Origin of the sequence: Microbacterium paludicola, assembly GCF_015235415.1 — a bacterium.
In the GTDB taxonomy this organism is placed as follows: Bacteria; Actinomycetota; Actinomycetes; order Actinomycetales; family Microbacteriaceae; genus Microbacterium; species Microbacterium paludicola.
Window position 1 is genome coordinate 58,382 of record NZ_JADGLL010000005.1, and the last position, 14,094, is coordinate 72,475.

At 66.5% G+C, this 14,094-nt stretch carries 16 protein-coding genes and 1 pseudogene; 11 read left to right on the plus strand and 6 right to left on the minus strand.

The features are described from left to right. Window positions 1-78: 78 nt before the first annotated feature. A complete protein-coding gene (locus IR155_RS03865; protein ID WP_228066610.1) occupies window positions 79-870 on the minus strand; it encodes a helix-turn-helix domain-containing protein in 792 nt (263 codons plus the stop codon). Further along, on the minus strand, window positions 867-2,366 hold the full coding sequence (locus IR155_RS03870; protein WP_209306729.1) for an alpha/beta hydrolase: 1,500 nt from the start codon (window positions 2,364-2,366) through the stop codon (window positions 867-869). Before IR155_RS03870 ends, IR155_RS03865 begins: the two co-directional genes overlap by 4 nt. Window positions 2,367-2,896: 530 nt before the next feature. Between IR155_RS03870 and IR155_RS03875 the strand changes: the two genes are divergently transcribed. The 5 genes from IR155_RS03875 to IR155_RS03895 all read left to right on the plus strand — a co-directional run bounded on the left by IR155_RS03875 (window position 2,897) and on the right by IR155_RS03895 (window position 6,456). After that, window positions 2,897-3,142: a hypothetical protein gene (locus IR155_RS03875; RefSeq protein ID WP_135113374.1), complete on the plus strand. Its 246-nt coding sequence runs from the start codon at window positions 2,897-2,899 to the stop codon at window positions 3,140-3,142. 50 nt (window positions 3,143-3,192) lie between these two features. Then, complete coding sequence (locus tag IR155_RS03880; protein ID WP_167760698.1) at window positions 3,193-4,296, plus strand: sensor histidine kinase; 1,104 nt, start codon at window positions 3,193-3,195, stop codon at window positions 4,294-4,296. Continuing rightward, window positions 4,293-4,910, plus strand: a complete 618-nt coding sequence (locus IR155_RS03885; RefSeq protein ID WP_135113378.1) for a response regulator transcription factor — start codon at window positions 4,293-4,295, stop codon at window positions 4,908-4,910. Before IR155_RS03880 ends, IR155_RS03885 begins: the two co-directional genes overlap by 4 nt. Window positions 4,911-5,060: 150 nt before the next feature. Continuing rightward, window positions 5,061-5,642: a hypothetical protein gene (locus IR155_RS03890; protein ID WP_209306730.1), complete on the plus strand. Its 582-nt coding sequence runs from the start codon at window positions 5,061-5,063 to the stop codon at window positions 5,640-5,642. Window positions 5,643-5,844: 202 nt separating this feature from the next. Further along, window positions 5,845-6,456, plus strand: coding sequence for a TetR/AcrR family transcriptional regulator (locus IR155_RS03895; RefSeq protein ID WP_135113382.1), 612 nt, complete (start codon window positions 5,845-5,847; stop codon window positions 6,454-6,456). Between the two features lie 111 nt (window positions 6,457-6,567). Here the strand turns inward: IR155_RS03895 and IR155_RS03900 are convergent, their stop codons facing one another. Next, window positions 6,568-7,659 (minus strand): Gfo/Idh/MocA family protein, encoded by a 1,092-nt coding sequence (locus IR155_RS03900; RefSeq protein ID WP_135113384.1) that lies wholly within the window; start codon window positions 7,657-7,659, stop codon window positions 6,568-6,570. On the opposite strand from IR155_RS03900, the gene IR155_RS03905 reads away from it, so the two are divergent. Then, complete coding sequence (locus IR155_RS03905) at window positions 7,586-7,822, plus strand: hypothetical protein (RefSeq protein ID WP_167760697.1); 237 nt, start codon at window positions 7,586-7,588, stop codon at window positions 7,820-7,822. The genes IR155_RS03900 and IR155_RS03905 overlap by 74 nt on opposite strands. On the opposite strand, the gene IR155_RS03910 is transcribed toward IR155_RS03905, so the two are convergent. Then, window positions 7,786-8,757, minus strand: coding sequence for an aldo/keto reductase (locus IR155_RS03910; RefSeq protein ID WP_135113386.1), 972 nt, complete (start codon window positions 8,755-8,757; stop codon window positions 7,786-7,788). The genes IR155_RS03905 and IR155_RS03910 overlap by 37 nt on opposite strands. A gap of 888 nt (window positions 8,758-9,645) precedes the next feature. Between IR155_RS03910 and IR155_RS03915 the strand changes: the two genes are divergently transcribed. The 3 genes from IR155_RS03915 (at window position 9,646) to IR155_RS15885 (ending at window position 11,489) form a co-directional block, all read left to right on the plus strand. After that, window positions 9,646-10,410 carry a helix-turn-helix domain-containing protein gene (locus IR155_RS03915; RefSeq protein ID WP_135113388.1) on the plus strand — a complete coding sequence of 255 codons (765 nt, stop codon included), beginning with the start codon at window positions 9,646-9,648 and terminating at the stop codon, window positions 10,408-10,410. Window positions 10,411-10,482: 72 nt separating this feature from the next. Then, window positions 10,483-11,061 (plus strand): small multidrug efflux protein, encoded by a 579-nt coding sequence (locus IR155_RS03920; RefSeq protein WP_135113390.1) that lies wholly within the window; start codon window positions 10,483-10,485, stop codon window positions 11,059-11,061. A gap of 83 nt (window positions 11,062-11,144) precedes the next feature. Continuing rightward, window positions 11,145-11,489, plus strand: coding sequence for a hypothetical protein (locus IR155_RS15885; protein WP_228066611.1), 345 nt, complete (start codon window positions 11,145-11,147; stop codon window positions 11,487-11,489). An 86-nt stretch (window positions 11,490-11,575) separates the two neighbouring features. On the opposite strand, the pseudogene IR155_RS16325 reads toward IR155_RS15885, so the two are convergent. Then, window positions 11,576-11,887 (minus strand): annotated as a pseudogene (locus IR155_RS16325) (SDR family NAD(P)-dependent oxidoreductase); the annotation flags it as partial. Here IR155_RS16325 and IR155_RS03935 point away from each other — a divergent pair. After that, entirely contained in the window at window positions 11,888-12,466 is a 579-nt protein-coding gene (locus IR155_RS03935; protein ID WP_267899509.1) for an MmyB family transcriptional regulator, read from the plus strand. Window positions 12,467-12,632: 166 nt separating this feature from the next. Here the strand turns inward: IR155_RS03935 and IR155_RS03940 are convergent, their stop codons facing one another. Next, window positions 12,633-13,007 (minus strand): glyoxalase superfamily protein, encoded by a 375-nt coding sequence (locus IR155_RS03940; RefSeq protein ID WP_135113394.1) that lies wholly within the window; start codon window positions 13,005-13,007, stop codon window positions 12,633-12,635. Window positions 13,008-13,164: 157 nt separating this feature from the next. On the opposite strand from IR155_RS03940, the gene IR155_RS03945 reads away from it, so the two are divergent. Continuing rightward, the gene (locus IR155_RS03945; protein ID WP_135113396.1) at window positions 13,165-14,031 is read left to right on the plus strand and encodes an AraC family transcriptional regulator; all 867 of its coding nucleotides are present in this window, start codon (window positions 13,165-13,167) and stop codon (window positions 14,029-14,031) included. Window positions 14,032-14,094 lie beyond the last annotated feature (63 nt).

The window sequence follows — 14,094 nt, forward strand, 5'->3', positions numbered from 1 at the left end:
GGTACACATCTAACATGCGCGGGCAGAGTTTTATTCGCAAGCCCTCGAGTGTGCTGCCCGGCGCGACAGCCTGGGATGTCAGTCCTGCGTAGCTGCGCGGCTGTCGGCTCGCGCGATCTCGATTGCCCGAGCCATGACATCGCGCTGTGCGGGGTTGTACAGCGCGACCATCGCCTCGGCCATCGCAGCCTGCGCGGCGTCCAGCGGCACGCTTACGCGCTCGGAAGGATCTGTAAGCCACGGGTACTGGCGGAACACCAGCGCCAGTTCGGGGGCGAAACGCACTGCCAGGCGGACTCGGGTGGCCTCGTCCGCGTCTGGTGGGAGAGCGTCGAATTCCTCACTCGCCCCATCCGAGTGGTCCGGCTCGTCGAGGAGCATCTGCCGCATATCCGCCAAGGCACGACTGTCATACAGTGTTGTCGACAGGAGGATCGCCGCTTTCTCGGCAGATGACAGTCGGTCAGCGACGTCTTCGAACTGGAGGGGGAGCCACGCGGCGAAGTCACCCTTGAGAATCACGCTGATATCCGAACGCATCCTCTGCAGTCGCTGGATCTGGATGTCGAGCCCTGCGTCGATCGCTCTCAAGGTTTCCGGCGGTCGCTCATCCGACGCCACTTGTTCGATTCGGTCCAGGGGCACGCCGATATCGCGCAACCGCCGGATCTGCAGCAGTCGCAGCAGATGCGTCGCTTCGTAGCTCTTGTATCCGTTGGAGCGACGCTCGGGGTGCTCCAGCAGCCCAAGGCGGTGATAGTGGCGGATGGTGTTGACGGTCGTTCCCGCGAGCGTGGCGAGCTCGGTCGTGCTCCACGGCATGACCCGATTATCGTGGGTTCCCCGCTCGCGGGGCGCGATCTGGATCATCCGTCGGCCCCTGCCAGTGCACACTCGGCGTCGCGAGCTGGTACCTCCAGGTCTATCAGGTAGGCAGCGACCGCCGCTTCCACGCAGTTGTTGGCTGCCAGCAGTGCCCCGTGCTGGTCCCCCTCGACGGTCAGCAGCGATCCGCCGAGAGTTTCCGCGAGTCGGATGCCGCCGGCGTGCGGTGTCGCGGGGTCACCGGTCACCGACACCGTGAGCGTCGGGGGAAGACCGCGAATCCCGTCGGCGTACGGGAAGCCCAGCGTTGGTTCGACGGGCCACCCTTCGCAGAGGTCCGACGTCTCAAGGATCGGGGTCCCGGGGTCCAGGAAAGGAGCGGCGTCGAGGGCGGCACGCTCCAGCTCGGCGAGCTCCGCCGGGGTGAAGCGGTCCTCGTCCAGGCAGTTGATCGCCAGGGTCGCTTCAGTGCTGTTGTCGTAGGTGCCTTCCGGGGTTCGACCGAGGTAGAAGTCCCTGAGCCCGAGCATGATGGTGCCGTCTCCTTGGGCGAGCTCGAAAAGTCCCTGGCTCATCACCGGCCAGGTCGCGGAGCTGTAGAGACCTGTCACCATCGCGTCGCTCACATCGGCGAAGGTGAGTTCGCGGCCGGAGGTCGTCAGGAGCGGGGAGTCGACGAGCGGGCGCGTCAGTTGCTGATACTCCTCGGTCGCCGTTGCGGGGTCGTCGCCGATTACGCAGGCGCCTTGCTGGGCGCAGAAGGCTGCGAACTGTTCGAACGACTCTTGGAAGCCCGCCCACTGCTGCACGCGGCGCTCCAGAGTGGTCGCGTGCGGATCGAGCGCGCCATCCAACACGAGGGCGCGCACGTTCTCGGGATACATCTCGGCGTACACCGCGCCCAGCCTCGTGCCGTAGCTCGAACCCGCGAAGGACAGTGACGTGTCACCGAGTACCGCGCGGATGACGTCCATGTCCCGCGCCACGTCGCGGGTGCCGAGGTGCGCCAACGCCTCCTCGCCGCCTACGCTCTCGGCGCACGCCTCCACGAGTGGGCGCACACCCGAGTACGACAACTGGCTCGCGCTGCCCGCCCCGGCATCGCGTTCGGCGTCACTGTAGCAATCGAGCGCGGGCACGGTCGCCCCGGTGCCGCGTGGATCGAAGCCGACGATGTCGAACCGCTCGGTCAGCGCGTTATCGACCCAGACATCAGCGAGCTGAGCTGCGTAGCCCACGCCCGGGAAGCCCGGCCCGCCCGGGTTAACCACGAGTGAACCGATCCGGGCGTCGCCGCGCGCAGGCACTCGAAATACCGCGATCTGCGCCAATGCCGCATCAGGGTCTTCGTAGTCCAGCGGCACCTCGACATGTCCGCACTCGCCCACGATGACGTTCTCGGGGACGTGTCCGGGCAACTCGCAGGGTTCGAGATCCAGCCGCTGTTCGTAGAACCGCTCGAGCCCGCCACCCTCCGACGCTTCCGACGGGGGTGGGGCCGCCGGGGCGCACGCAGTGGCGACGAAGACAACCGACACCACGGCGGCGAGTATCCCGTACAGGCGGCGCCGAGACGCTCGGCGAGGGGAGTGTTCGCTCATGACGTCCAGACCACACCCTGTCTTCGCCACAGGGTCAAGCGGATCTCCCCCTCGCGTCAACTGCTGCTGTGACGGGGCACCATCCCCGTCTAGAGGACGATGTCAGCGCAGGTTCCCGTCCGACCCATGTAGTTGAATCGCACGTCGAGGCTCCCATGCTCGCGCTCCCGCGCGCGAAGAACGCCGCGCCTGTTCCTAGTCACCGAATCCACGGCGACCCCCGGGAGCTGTTTCGACTAGGTCGGGCGTGACGACTTGCGCCCCTCCGCACGCAGCCGGGTGACCGCGAGATGACCGCTCTCGCTGCCTGCCCCCGCGCCCCTGAGGCGCGATACGGCGGAGTTCGCTGTCGTCGCGAGCCGGTCGGACCGTGCATACCGCCGGGAATGCCGCCCCTCCCGCCTCCGTTCGGACGGGTGGTGACACGGTGTCACTACCGGGAGGGACTGCCTGCCCCGGAGGCTCGATAGATGAAAGCTCTCGATCTGGTGCTCAACGCGCTCATCGTCCTCTCCGCGACCGTGTTCCTCGCGTATCTAGGACTGCTCTATGATTTCGGCCTCTTCACCACGCTCCCGGAATGGATCACACGCCCGTTCCTGGATCTTCCGGTGCTGCAGTACGTTGCCCTGGGCGCGCTCATCGGCGCGATGGTCGCGAAGATCCCCGTTAGGACGGCGATCCGACGGCAGCATCTGGGAGAGGAGCCCTGGTGATCGAAAGCGAAAGGCCGACCGATTCGCGGGCGATCGCAAGGATGCGGCGGATGGTGGTCGGTTCCGCCATCCTCGCGATCGCCCCGCTGTCGGTGATCGGCGTCGTCCTCACCAGCACATCCTGGTGGGAGGCGCTGTTCGTCGGACTCACCCTGGCGTTCACCACGACGCTGCTGAAGGAGTGGCGGCTCGACGGGTACGCCCCGCGCGCCGTGTTCCTCTTCGTCTTCGCCGGAGCGACTTATCTATACGGGGCGTTTATGGCGAACAGTCCCATCAGCTTCATGCCCTTCGCCCTGGTGGGCGCCCTGCTCGTCATGAAGGCTAGAAGGCACCGCCTGATCGCCTCCCTCCTGCTGGCGCTGGTCGTGGCGGGGTTCGGTGCGGTGTCCCTTCTGACGCATATGCCGACACCTACCCTCGTCATCCAGTTCGTCGTCGTGCCGGCGGCTGGGACGCTCTACATCGTCGCGGTGGTCTTCGTCGGCGAACTCGCCTGGCAGCTCGTGCGCGAGGCCGAGCGCGCCAAAGTGATCGAATCGGCGCTTGCTGTGGCGGAGGAGCGGGTGCGCTTCGCGGGCGACCTGCACGATATCCAAGGGCAGTCGCTGCATGTCATCAAACTGAAGGCGACGCTCGCCCGTCGATTGTTGGAGGACGATCCGCACCGCGCGGCGGGAGAGCTCGCCGAGATCCGTCGGCTGGTCGATGACACCGTCGCCAAGACGCGCGAACTCACTCATGCCCGCTACGAGATTGACCTCGTTGCCGAGCTCGAGAACACGCGGGCCCTCGCCGAGGCATCCGGTATGAGCGTGTCGATCCGCACCGAGCTGGACCGTTCCTCCCGTCCCCACTCGCTCCTGGCACACACGCTCCGTGAGGCCACGACCAACCTCCTGCGTCACGCGGAGCCGTCGTGGGTGACCATCACCGCCAGCGCCGCCGACGTCGAGATCAAGAACGACGGCGCTCTTGCCGCGAGCGAGATCCGTGCACGAGGACTCGCGCGACTCCAACGGCGGATCCAAGCCGTCGGCGGCGCGCTCGACTTCTCGCGGCAGGACGACATCTTCACCGTCCGTGCGCGAATCCCTGCGCGCGGCAGGGCCGCATCGATCGCATACGAGGGCCGGGTTGGAGAACGACGATGAGCAGCGGCGACAGTATCCGTGTGGTCCTCGCCGACGACGAGCAGCTTCTGCGATACACGCTGGGCGCGCTCCTGACGCTCGACGGCTCGATCGCCATCGTCGGTCAGGCGTCGGACGGCGCCGAGGCAGTGACCGTCGCCGTCCGCGAGCGGCCTGACGTGCTGGTGATCGATCTCGAGATGCCCGGTACTGACGGTCTGCACGCGGTCGAGTCGATTCGGCGCCAGGTGCCGGAACAGAAGATCCTGATGCTGACGCGACACGCGCGACCGGGGGTCCTTCGGCGAGCGCTGAAAGCGGGGGTGCGCGGCTTCATGAGCAAATCTGCCGATCCTGAACTCATCGGCGACGTCATTCACCGGTTGCACGAGGGCGGCCGATGGGTCGACCACGACGTCCTCGAGGCGTCCATGATCGATGACTCACCACTCTCGGATCGGGAGCTCGATGCGCTCCGGGTGACGCTGGAGGGGTACTCGGTAAGGGAGATCGCTGCGCGACTGCATCTGGCTCCCGGCACCGTGCGCAACTACCTTTCGAGCGCCATGCAGAAGACGCACAGCGCAACGCGACAGGACGCCGCGCGTCATGCCCGGTCGCGCGGCTGGCTCTGAGATGGCATGTGACACGGTGTCACTCGTCCTGGTGACACCGGCGCACTACCTCGCACCGAGCAGCCGGAGTGCACTGGATGCATGACCACTTCAGTGCCCATAAACGATCTTCCTCCGCGCGTGCGTCTCTTGCGTCGTCCCTTCCGGGTGGTGCGTGAGAATCTGCGCGTCTACCTCATTCTCAACGCGGCTGCATACGGACTGACGCTCATCGGGTTGGTCCTCGGGCTGATCTTCCCCGATCTCGTCGCACAGGAGGCCGCCGGCTTGGAAGCAGACGGAACTGGCGAGCTCGTCCGCGGGCTCGTCACCAACCCCGCGCTGTTCGCGCTGGCAATCCTCGGCGTGAACCTGTTCGGCCTCAGTGCCCTGACCATCGTCCTACCCTCGCTCATCGTGCCGTTCGCGGGGCTCGCCTTCTTCGGCTACTGGGCCGTGACGACCGGGATCACCATCGCCCCCCAATCGGAGGGCGAATGGATCCTCTTCATCCCGCACTCCCTCACCCTCGTGATCGAGCTGCAGGCATACATCCTGTTCCTTCTCGGCGCCTTCCTGATCGGCAAGCACTGGCTCTTCCCGCGCACTGCCGGGGTAGAAACCCGGCGCCGAGGGTACCTCCGCGGCCTGCAGAAGCTTGGACTTCTGGCGCTCCCCGCGCTCGTGCTCCTCATCATCGGCGCCCTCTGGGAGGCGTACTCCCTCAGCTTCCTGCTGGGCGGGCTCGTGTAGTTGGAGCCCGGAGTCGCGTGCACCTGCGTCGACGCCTGGGGCTCGTCGACGCAGGTCATCGACGCACCCGTCGCTTTCGGTTTCGTCGCGGGCGGCTCGGCGGCATTCGTCACCTCAGCTGTGCTCACCAACGGCGGCATGAACGTCTGGAAAATCCGCGTCATCCGGACTGTCTGGTCCGTAACGGGGCATAATTACTACCATGCCCGTATCGCAGACCAAGCTGGGGCGACCTCGCGAGTTCGATCCCGACTATGCCCTGGAACAAGCCATGAGGGTGTTCTGGGCCAAGGGATATGAAGGGGCGAGCCTGACGGACCTGACTGAGGCGATGGGCATCACTCGCAGCAGCATGTATGCGGCGTTCGGGAACAAGGACGAGCTGTTCCAGCGAGTGGTCGAGCGGTACACAGAAGGCCCAGCCTCCTACGGAATCCGTGCACTTTCCGAGCCGACCGCACGCCAAGTGGCCCAGTCCATTCTTCGCGGCGCTGCCGCTGCCAGCACACGTCGCGAGACGCCCCACGGATGCCTGGGCGTCCAGGCTGCGCTGTCGGCCGGCGACAACGGACTCACTGCCCAGAAGGTCCTCATCGACTGGCGCCAGGATGCCACTGCGCGCCTCGAGTCCCGATTTCTGCGTGCGCAGGCCGAGGGCGACCTGCCGGAGACCGAGGACCCACGCACGCTGGCGAGCTACATCACGACGGTCGCGTACGGCATCGCCGTTCAAGCGGCGACGGGAATGAGCGAGGCGGAACTGCGCCGGGTGGCTGATCTGGCGATGAAAGCGGCGTCCTGGTCCCACGACTGACACAGCGAACTTCACGACCGTCTTCATCGGTGCGTTAGGTGTCACCACCGAGTCGGCTCGACAACAGTGTGCGGGCCGCCGCCGTGGCCGCCCGCACCCTGCCGAAGTGTTCTACTGTCGCTGCCCGCTACGGGCCGCTTCCTCCACCCGCGCGACGAGCTGCCTGTTGTGCAGCGCGTGAGCGAAGCCCGGCGTCACAAAGGTGCCCTCGTCGATATCTCGCGCGAGACTCGCGTACACCTCTCCCACGTTGATCGCGGCACCCGTCCAGAACTCCGCGGCGGTGGGACCGACACCGGACGAAGCCGGCGCATCGGGTGCGTCGAACGCAACGCTTGCCGAAAGGATGAGATCGCCGACCTGGACACCGCCGGGATGGTTGCCCTCGAGCTTCACCCACCCTTCTGCACCACGCACCTCCAGCGTGAACCGGGAGTCCTCCATCGCCACACCCGCGAGCACCTGCACCGACACGGGAGCGCCGGAACTCGTCTTGGCGATGAGATCGATGTGATCGTCGACCTCACGTTCTGACGTCTCACCGGAGTCGGTGAGCGCTACCTGCGGCCAGAGCCTCTCCGTCCGCGCATCCACCTCGGTGATGTGTCCGAGGACGGTCTCGATGACGTCCAGCACGTGCGCGGTCGTGATCGTGAGGAAACTGGCCCCTGCTTGCTGCTTGTTGAAGTAGTCGTAGGTCGAGATAGACTTCGGGCCATAGCCGAACGTCGTGGCGTGAACACGGGCCGAGAGAACACGCCCGACGGCACCCTTGGCGATGATCTCCGCCGCACGTCGCACCGAGGGGTTCAGGCTGCCCTGCAGACCGATCGCCGTGTGCTGAGTCCCCACGGCCGCGGCCATCTCCTCCGTCTCACGGAGGTTCGCGCCGAGGGGAGATTCCGAGTAGACGGCCTTTCCCGCGGCGAGGGCCGCCATCACGAGATCTCGGTGGGCAGGCACCTTCACGGCGACCGTGACGAGGTCGACATCGGGGTCGGCGATGAGGGCGTAGGGGTCAGCGAACCACCGCCGTGCGCCAAATACCTCCGCGGCGCGCTTCGCCGATTCCTCGCGTCGTGTCGCCACGGCCTCCAACACGAACCGCGGCTGGGCCGCGATGGCGGGGATGTGCGACGCCCCGGCCCAGCTCGCCGCGGTGTCGGCGCCGATGATTCCGACTCTGATGGTGTTTTTGCTCATGATCTTCCATTCGATGCGTGGTCAGGATTATGTTTCGTTTAGTCCAAAACGGGTGCGTCTGCCGCCGCCGGTCATCGTGCGGGCCGATGAGCGGACGGGGCGCCGACCCGATACGGAGCTCGATGGTCAGCGATCGATCGCGGCCATGTCGGCCGCCGAATGACGCTCACCCTCGGGTCGGGGGAGCGCGTCGAGCCGGGCGAGTTGACCGGGTGAGAGCTCGAGGGCATCCGCGGCGAGGTTCTCCTCGAGCCGGGCGATTCTGGTGGTGCCTGGAATTGGTGCGAGCATAGGGCCGCGGGCCAGCAACCACGCGAGAGCCACCTGAGCCGGAGTAGCGTGCGATTCGAGTGCGACTGCTTGCACCTCATCGAGGATCGCGAGATTTCTCTTCAGGTTATCGCCGGTGAAGCGGGGGTTGCTCCTGCGCCAGTCGTCAGGTGCCAGGCCGTCGAGCGTGCGGATGCCGCCCGCCAGGAAGCCGTGGCCGAGCGGTGAGTACGGGACGAGTCCCGCGCCCAGCTCCTTGAGGGTGGGCAGCAGCTCGTCCTCCACATCCCTCGTCCAAAGCGAGTACTCGGTCTGTACAGCGGTCACGGGGTGCACCCCGTGCGCTCGCCGCACCGTGTCGGCACTGGCCTCCGAGAGGCCGAGATGGCGGACCTTGCCCTCCGCGACGAGCTCTGAGAGCGCGCCGAACGTCTCCTCGATCGGCGTGTTCGGGTCGACGCGATGCTGGTAGTACAGGTCGATGACGTCGGTGCGCAGCCGACGCAATGAGCCTTCTACGGCGATCCGCACGTTCTGCGGCGAGCTGTCGGGAGCCGGTCGGCCGGTGTGCGAGATCAGCCCGAACTTAGTCGCGATTACCGCGCGCTCGCGGCGTCCCTGCAGTGCTTTGCCGAGCAGCTCCTCGTTCACGAAGGGGCCGTACACCTCAGCGGTGTCGAACATCGTGACGCCGAGATCCATCGCGCGGTGGATCGTGCTCACATGCTGTGCTTCTGAGCCACCTGCGCCGGTGTAGAAGGCTGACATGCCCATCACGCCGAGGCCCAGCCGCGGTACTTCGAGCGGCCCGAGGTGCGCTGTCTTCATTTCGTTCATCCATCCGTCTCTCGACACGATCCTTCATCCGCCGCGTTCTGTATCGAATGGTACACAAACGTGGCGTCCGTGGGTGCCGCCCGGATCAGTCAAGGCGGTGTTCCTACAACCGGGTCAAAATCCAACGAAGGGACGAGGAGTAGGGGTGCTCCGCGGTGATGGCCCGTCATTCGTGAGGATGGCGAGACGCAGGCGGGGTTCAGCCAGGTACGCCAGGAGCGGCACCATGCGTTGTGGCCGGGATGGATGACCGCCCGCTCGCAGCGGAGCGTTCCCCGCCAGATGCCTCCCGAAGAGCCACGCGATGACCGTCGCTACGTCCGGAACAACACGCTCGAAGACGTCGAGTTCCCCCGACATCTCTGGACGGTCCCTCGCACGTCGACAGGGGGAGCGAGACGTGACCGCTGGGCGTTCGCACCCCGACGGCTGCTCGAGCAGACCGACGATGCGGTGGTGGCCATCGCCACGGGATCTCGCCTGGTCCTGCTCACGGTGTCACACCGGACTCCGAGTCAGCCACTCCTGACCTCGGTCACGTCTATGCCGCGCTGTAGAACAGCGTCATCGGTGTCAAAGGTGACGCGAGGCGGGGGCGCGGCCATCGCGCGGCTAACCTTCTACATCGTCGACTGGGTCCGACCCGCCGACTACGATCACCGGCGTTCCCGTCCTCGCACCGGAGCTCCTCGTCCAGATCGGAGCCGCGGCGATCATCGACCGAACGGGATACGCCCCGGGAATTCTGTACCGGTTGGCATAGTTCACGTGCGAGAGCCGGTCGGCTCATCGCGAACCGGTGACGCGGCCTGAGCGGCTTGACCGTGTGCTGGGAGCTGAGTGCCAGATACGAGCATCTGCGTTTGAGAGGAAGATGACGTGGCCTGGAGCACGCGCGAACTGGCCAAGCTTGCTGGGACGACGGTGAACACCGTCCGTCATTACCACAGGCTGGGCCTGCTGGAAGAGCCCGCCCGAGAGAACAACGGCTACAAGCAGTACGAGGTCCGTCACCTGGTGCGCCTGCTGCGCATCCGCCGGTTGAGCGGCCTCGGCGTGCCGCTCGGGCAGATCGGCGAAGTGGGAGCCGGCGGTGAGACGACGCTCCTTGCGTTGCGGGAGTTGGATGACGAACTCGCGGCGAACATCGACCGGCTGGAGAAGGCGCGGGCCGACATCGCCGCGATCGTCCGCGCGCGAGCCCCCGCGGACGTGCCCGCGGGATTCGAGTCGGTGGCTTTCCGACTCTCGCAAGCGGACAGCTCGATGATCCACCTGTACACGCAGCCGTACGACGAAGCGGCACTGGCGGACGTGCGGACTATGGTCGAGCAGTCGCCGAAGGACATCGATGACGAGTTAAACGCGCTCGCCGTTGACGCCGACGAGATGATGCGCCAGGAGCTGGCGGAGAGGCTCGCTCCGGACCTGGCCCGGAGCTTGCATGAGTTTCCGTGGCTGCGCGACCCGGTCGGGAACCTCCGCAAGAGCATGGATGTGACCGCCGAGACCTTCGTCGAAGCGCTGGTCGAGCTGTATCACCATGCGCAGCTCGACGTGCTCGCCCGCGCGAGCCTGATCGCCAGCGAGTTCCTGAGCACTTCGAGTGATACGGACGATGGGCCCGTGCCTCCCAGCGCTTGACAATGTTCTGAGAACAGGCCCTCAGCTGGGATCAGGCCGACAGAAGTCGGCGATCACAGAGTGAGGAACAGCGTGAATCCTATCGAGGATCTGATTGCCGGCTTCCAGGCGCTTGTCGCCCAGGTGCCTGAGCTCGTCCAGCCGTTCATTGTGCTGCTCGCGGCAGCGATCCCCTTCATCGAGGGCGAGGGCGCATCTCCTATCGGCGTCGTGGGTGGGATCAGCCCGATCGTCGCGGGCATCGCGGCCGCGATCGGCAACTTTCTGGCCGTGCTCGTCGTCGTCCTAGTGAGCTCGCGGGCGCGATCCGCAGTAACGACACGTCGATCCGCACGCGCGTCAGTCAGCACGGTGTCCCAGGGAGCGGAGAACGGCGCGGTCATGACCATCGCCGAGATCGAGCAACGGGCGGCCAAGCCCGAATCCAAGGCGCGCATGCGCGTGCGCAGATGGATGGTCAGGTTCGGCGTGCCGGGCGCGAGCATCCTCGCGCCGCTCGCCATCCCGACGCATTTCACCGCGGCCATGCTCGTGGCCTCCGGTGCCGCTCGAGGGTGGGTGCTGCTGTGGCAGGCCGTATCGATTGTGCTATGGACTGCGTTGACCACGACCGTCGCATGGATCGCCCTGAACACCGTGCTCGTCGCATGAGCGGCGAGCCAACCACCGAACGGGGAAGTCATGACTGAGCGACATCACGCCGGGTTGGTCGTCCGGCTCGTGAGAATTTCGTGATGTCCGAGGTCGTCCACCAGCCGCAGGCGAGTCCTGCACCCTGGCAACCGATCCCGGCGATGAATGACTTGCGGAGCAGTGCATCCGAGATCCCACCATGGGTTCCGCGCCGGAGCCAGATCAGAGGTGTGGCGATATACCTGCTCAACGGCGTCATTGAACTGCGCCCCTCGCTGCCCGTCCCCGCCGATCAGGCTTGGTTCTGGGCTGCGCGCTGGCAGCAGCGCGAGCGCGAGATCGACGAGCACGTTGCGGCAGGTCGTGTCACCGTCCACGAGAACGGTGACGGCTTCCTGGCACACCTTGATGCGCTCGAGTCCGACGGGCTCGCCTGGCACCTCTGATCTCGACAGCGCAGCCGTGCTCGGGCCTGTCCCGGCGCAAGAAAGAACCCCGGAGGCTTCACCGCCCAAGTCGGGAGAGGCAGCGCAGCCTTGGTCACGTACATGAGCCCGCGCAGGTTGATGTCGACCATGCGGTCCCACTCCTCGAGCGGCGACTCGTCGGACGGGCCGTTGAGCATGACGCCGGCTGCGTTGACGAGAGTGTCGATGCGGCCGAGCTCCGACACGATGTTCTGAACGGCCCGCTCAGCCGCATCCGCATCGGTCAAGTCCGCGGCGACGACGAGCGCGGTGCCGCCCTCCTCGGGCTCGATGCCCTGGAGCAGACACATCTGCGTTCCCTCGTCGGCGTCGGGTCGCCCCCGCTTCCGCGCCCGAACGAGCACCGAACGGTGCACGTGCGCAAGGGCATCGCCAATCTCGTGAGGGCTATGGACCCACTTCCGGTGATCGTGCAGAACCGGCGCATGGACGTCCTCGCATGGAACCGCGCGGCGAAGGTCCTCCTCACCGACTTCGACGCTCTGCCGGCGCGCGAGCGAAACATCCTTCGGTGGCTCTTCCTCGATCCGACAACGCGGACCAGGTATCCCGACTGGGAAGACGTGGCCGGCCCGACCGTCGCCGCTCTCCGTGCCGCGCGCGATCCGCGGCGTCCCGACGAGTCCCTCGAGCGTCTGGTCGGTGAGCTGTCGGTTGCCTCCGAGGACTTCGCCCGACTGTGGGCGGGATACCGCCTTTACAAGCACGGCCACGGCGCCAAGCGGATCCACCACGAGTCCGTCGGCATCATGACCCTCAACTTCGAGACTCTCGACATTCCCGGATCAGAGGGCGACTTCATGTCGGTATACGCCGCCGACTTCGGATCGCCATCCGAGGAGAAACTGCGGATCCTTCTCAGCTGGGCCGAAAGCAGCTCGCCCCTCAAGGCAACGCACACAGGAGCCCCCGGCGACATCGCCGCCGGCGAGTGAAGCCAGGCGCTCGTGCTGAGCCCTGTGCTGTGCGCGCTCGTGTTCCTGGCCTCGTATACGACCCGAGCTACGCGCGCGACGTGCCGTCGGCGACATCCCTTTGGGCGCGCAGGCTGCACGGTGCGGGCGGAGGTGCCGACCTGTGCGGCGGGGTATCGGCACGCGTCTATCCGCCGGGTCGCACGAGTTGCTGTAGCACCCAGGCGTTGCCGTCGGGATCGGCGAAGCGCACGAATCGACCCCAGGGCTGATCGTCGACGCCCTCAGCCTCGACGCCGCGATCGCGCAGATATGCGAGAGCCTCGTCGGCGTCCTCGACCACGACCTGCACGTTTCGCATGCTTCCGGGAGCATCGTCAGTGATGCCGTCGCCGAAGCTGATCGAGCAGGCCGAACCGGGCGGCGTCACCTGCACGAATCGCAGCGAATCGTCCACTCGATGGTCGTGGTCCACGTTCCAGCCGAGCGTGTCGCCGTAGAACGTGACCGCGCGATCCGTGTCGGAGACGGGCACGAAGATGAGTTCGATCCGGAAGTCCATGGCGTCCTCGTTTCTCTCGCGGTTGACGTTACAAGGGGCCACGGACGAAGTCAGCAGCCGCGGACCCAAGCCCGCGCATTCACACGACAGGATCGGACCAGGATGATCGGGTGCGAGCCCGCGCGGACGAGAAGAGTTGACGCAGAAGGGGGACCGCATGATCGCGACTCTGAACCGGCTCTCGGCACTGATCGAGGAGACGCTCGACGACCAGCTCGATGTCTCCGCGTTCGCACGCACCGAGGGCACGACCGAGTACCACCTGCGCCGGATGTTCTCGGCGCTGGCGGGAATGCCGCTGTCGGAGTACATCCGGCGCCGCCGCATGACGCTCGCCGCGTCCGACGTGGTCGCGGGCGACGAGCTGCTCGACCTGGCCATTCGCTATGGCTACGGCTCGAGCGACGCGTTCGGCCGGGCGTTCCGCGCCGTCCACGGCGCCGGGCCGTCCGACGTGCGCCGCGACGGCGGTCCCCTTCGCGCACAACCGCAGCTCAGGTTCCGCCTGACCGTAGAAGGGACGACACCCATGGATGCACGACTGACCGAACGACCTGCCTTCCGGCTGATCGGCCACGCCACGCGCGTGCCGCTCATCCACGAGGGCGTGAACCCGCACATCCAGGCCCACGTCGCGGCGATCCCGATGGAGGAGCACCTGCGCCTGAAGGCCCTGAGCGACACCGAGCCGTCGGGACTGCTGCAGGTGACTGCCGACATCGACGACGACCGCGCCGAGGGGAGCGAGCTCACCTACCTGCACGGAGTCGCCGTCACCGCAGGGACGGCCGTGCCCGATGACCTGGATGTCGTCGAGGTCCGCGCCGGCATGTGGGCGGTGTTCCGCGGCAGTGGCGCCTACCCGGAGACGCTGCAGAGCACCTGGGCGGCGACCGCCACCGAGTGGTTCCCGTCGAACCCCTGGCGGCTGCGCCTCGGGCCCGAGATCGTCGCGATCCTCGATCGCGCCGACGATTTCCGCACCGCGACCTTCGAGCTCTGGGTGCCGATCGAGCGCGAATGATCCGAGCTCCGGGGCTGCATGGGTAGTTCACCCCCTGTCGGGGATCAGCGGACGGTGCGACCC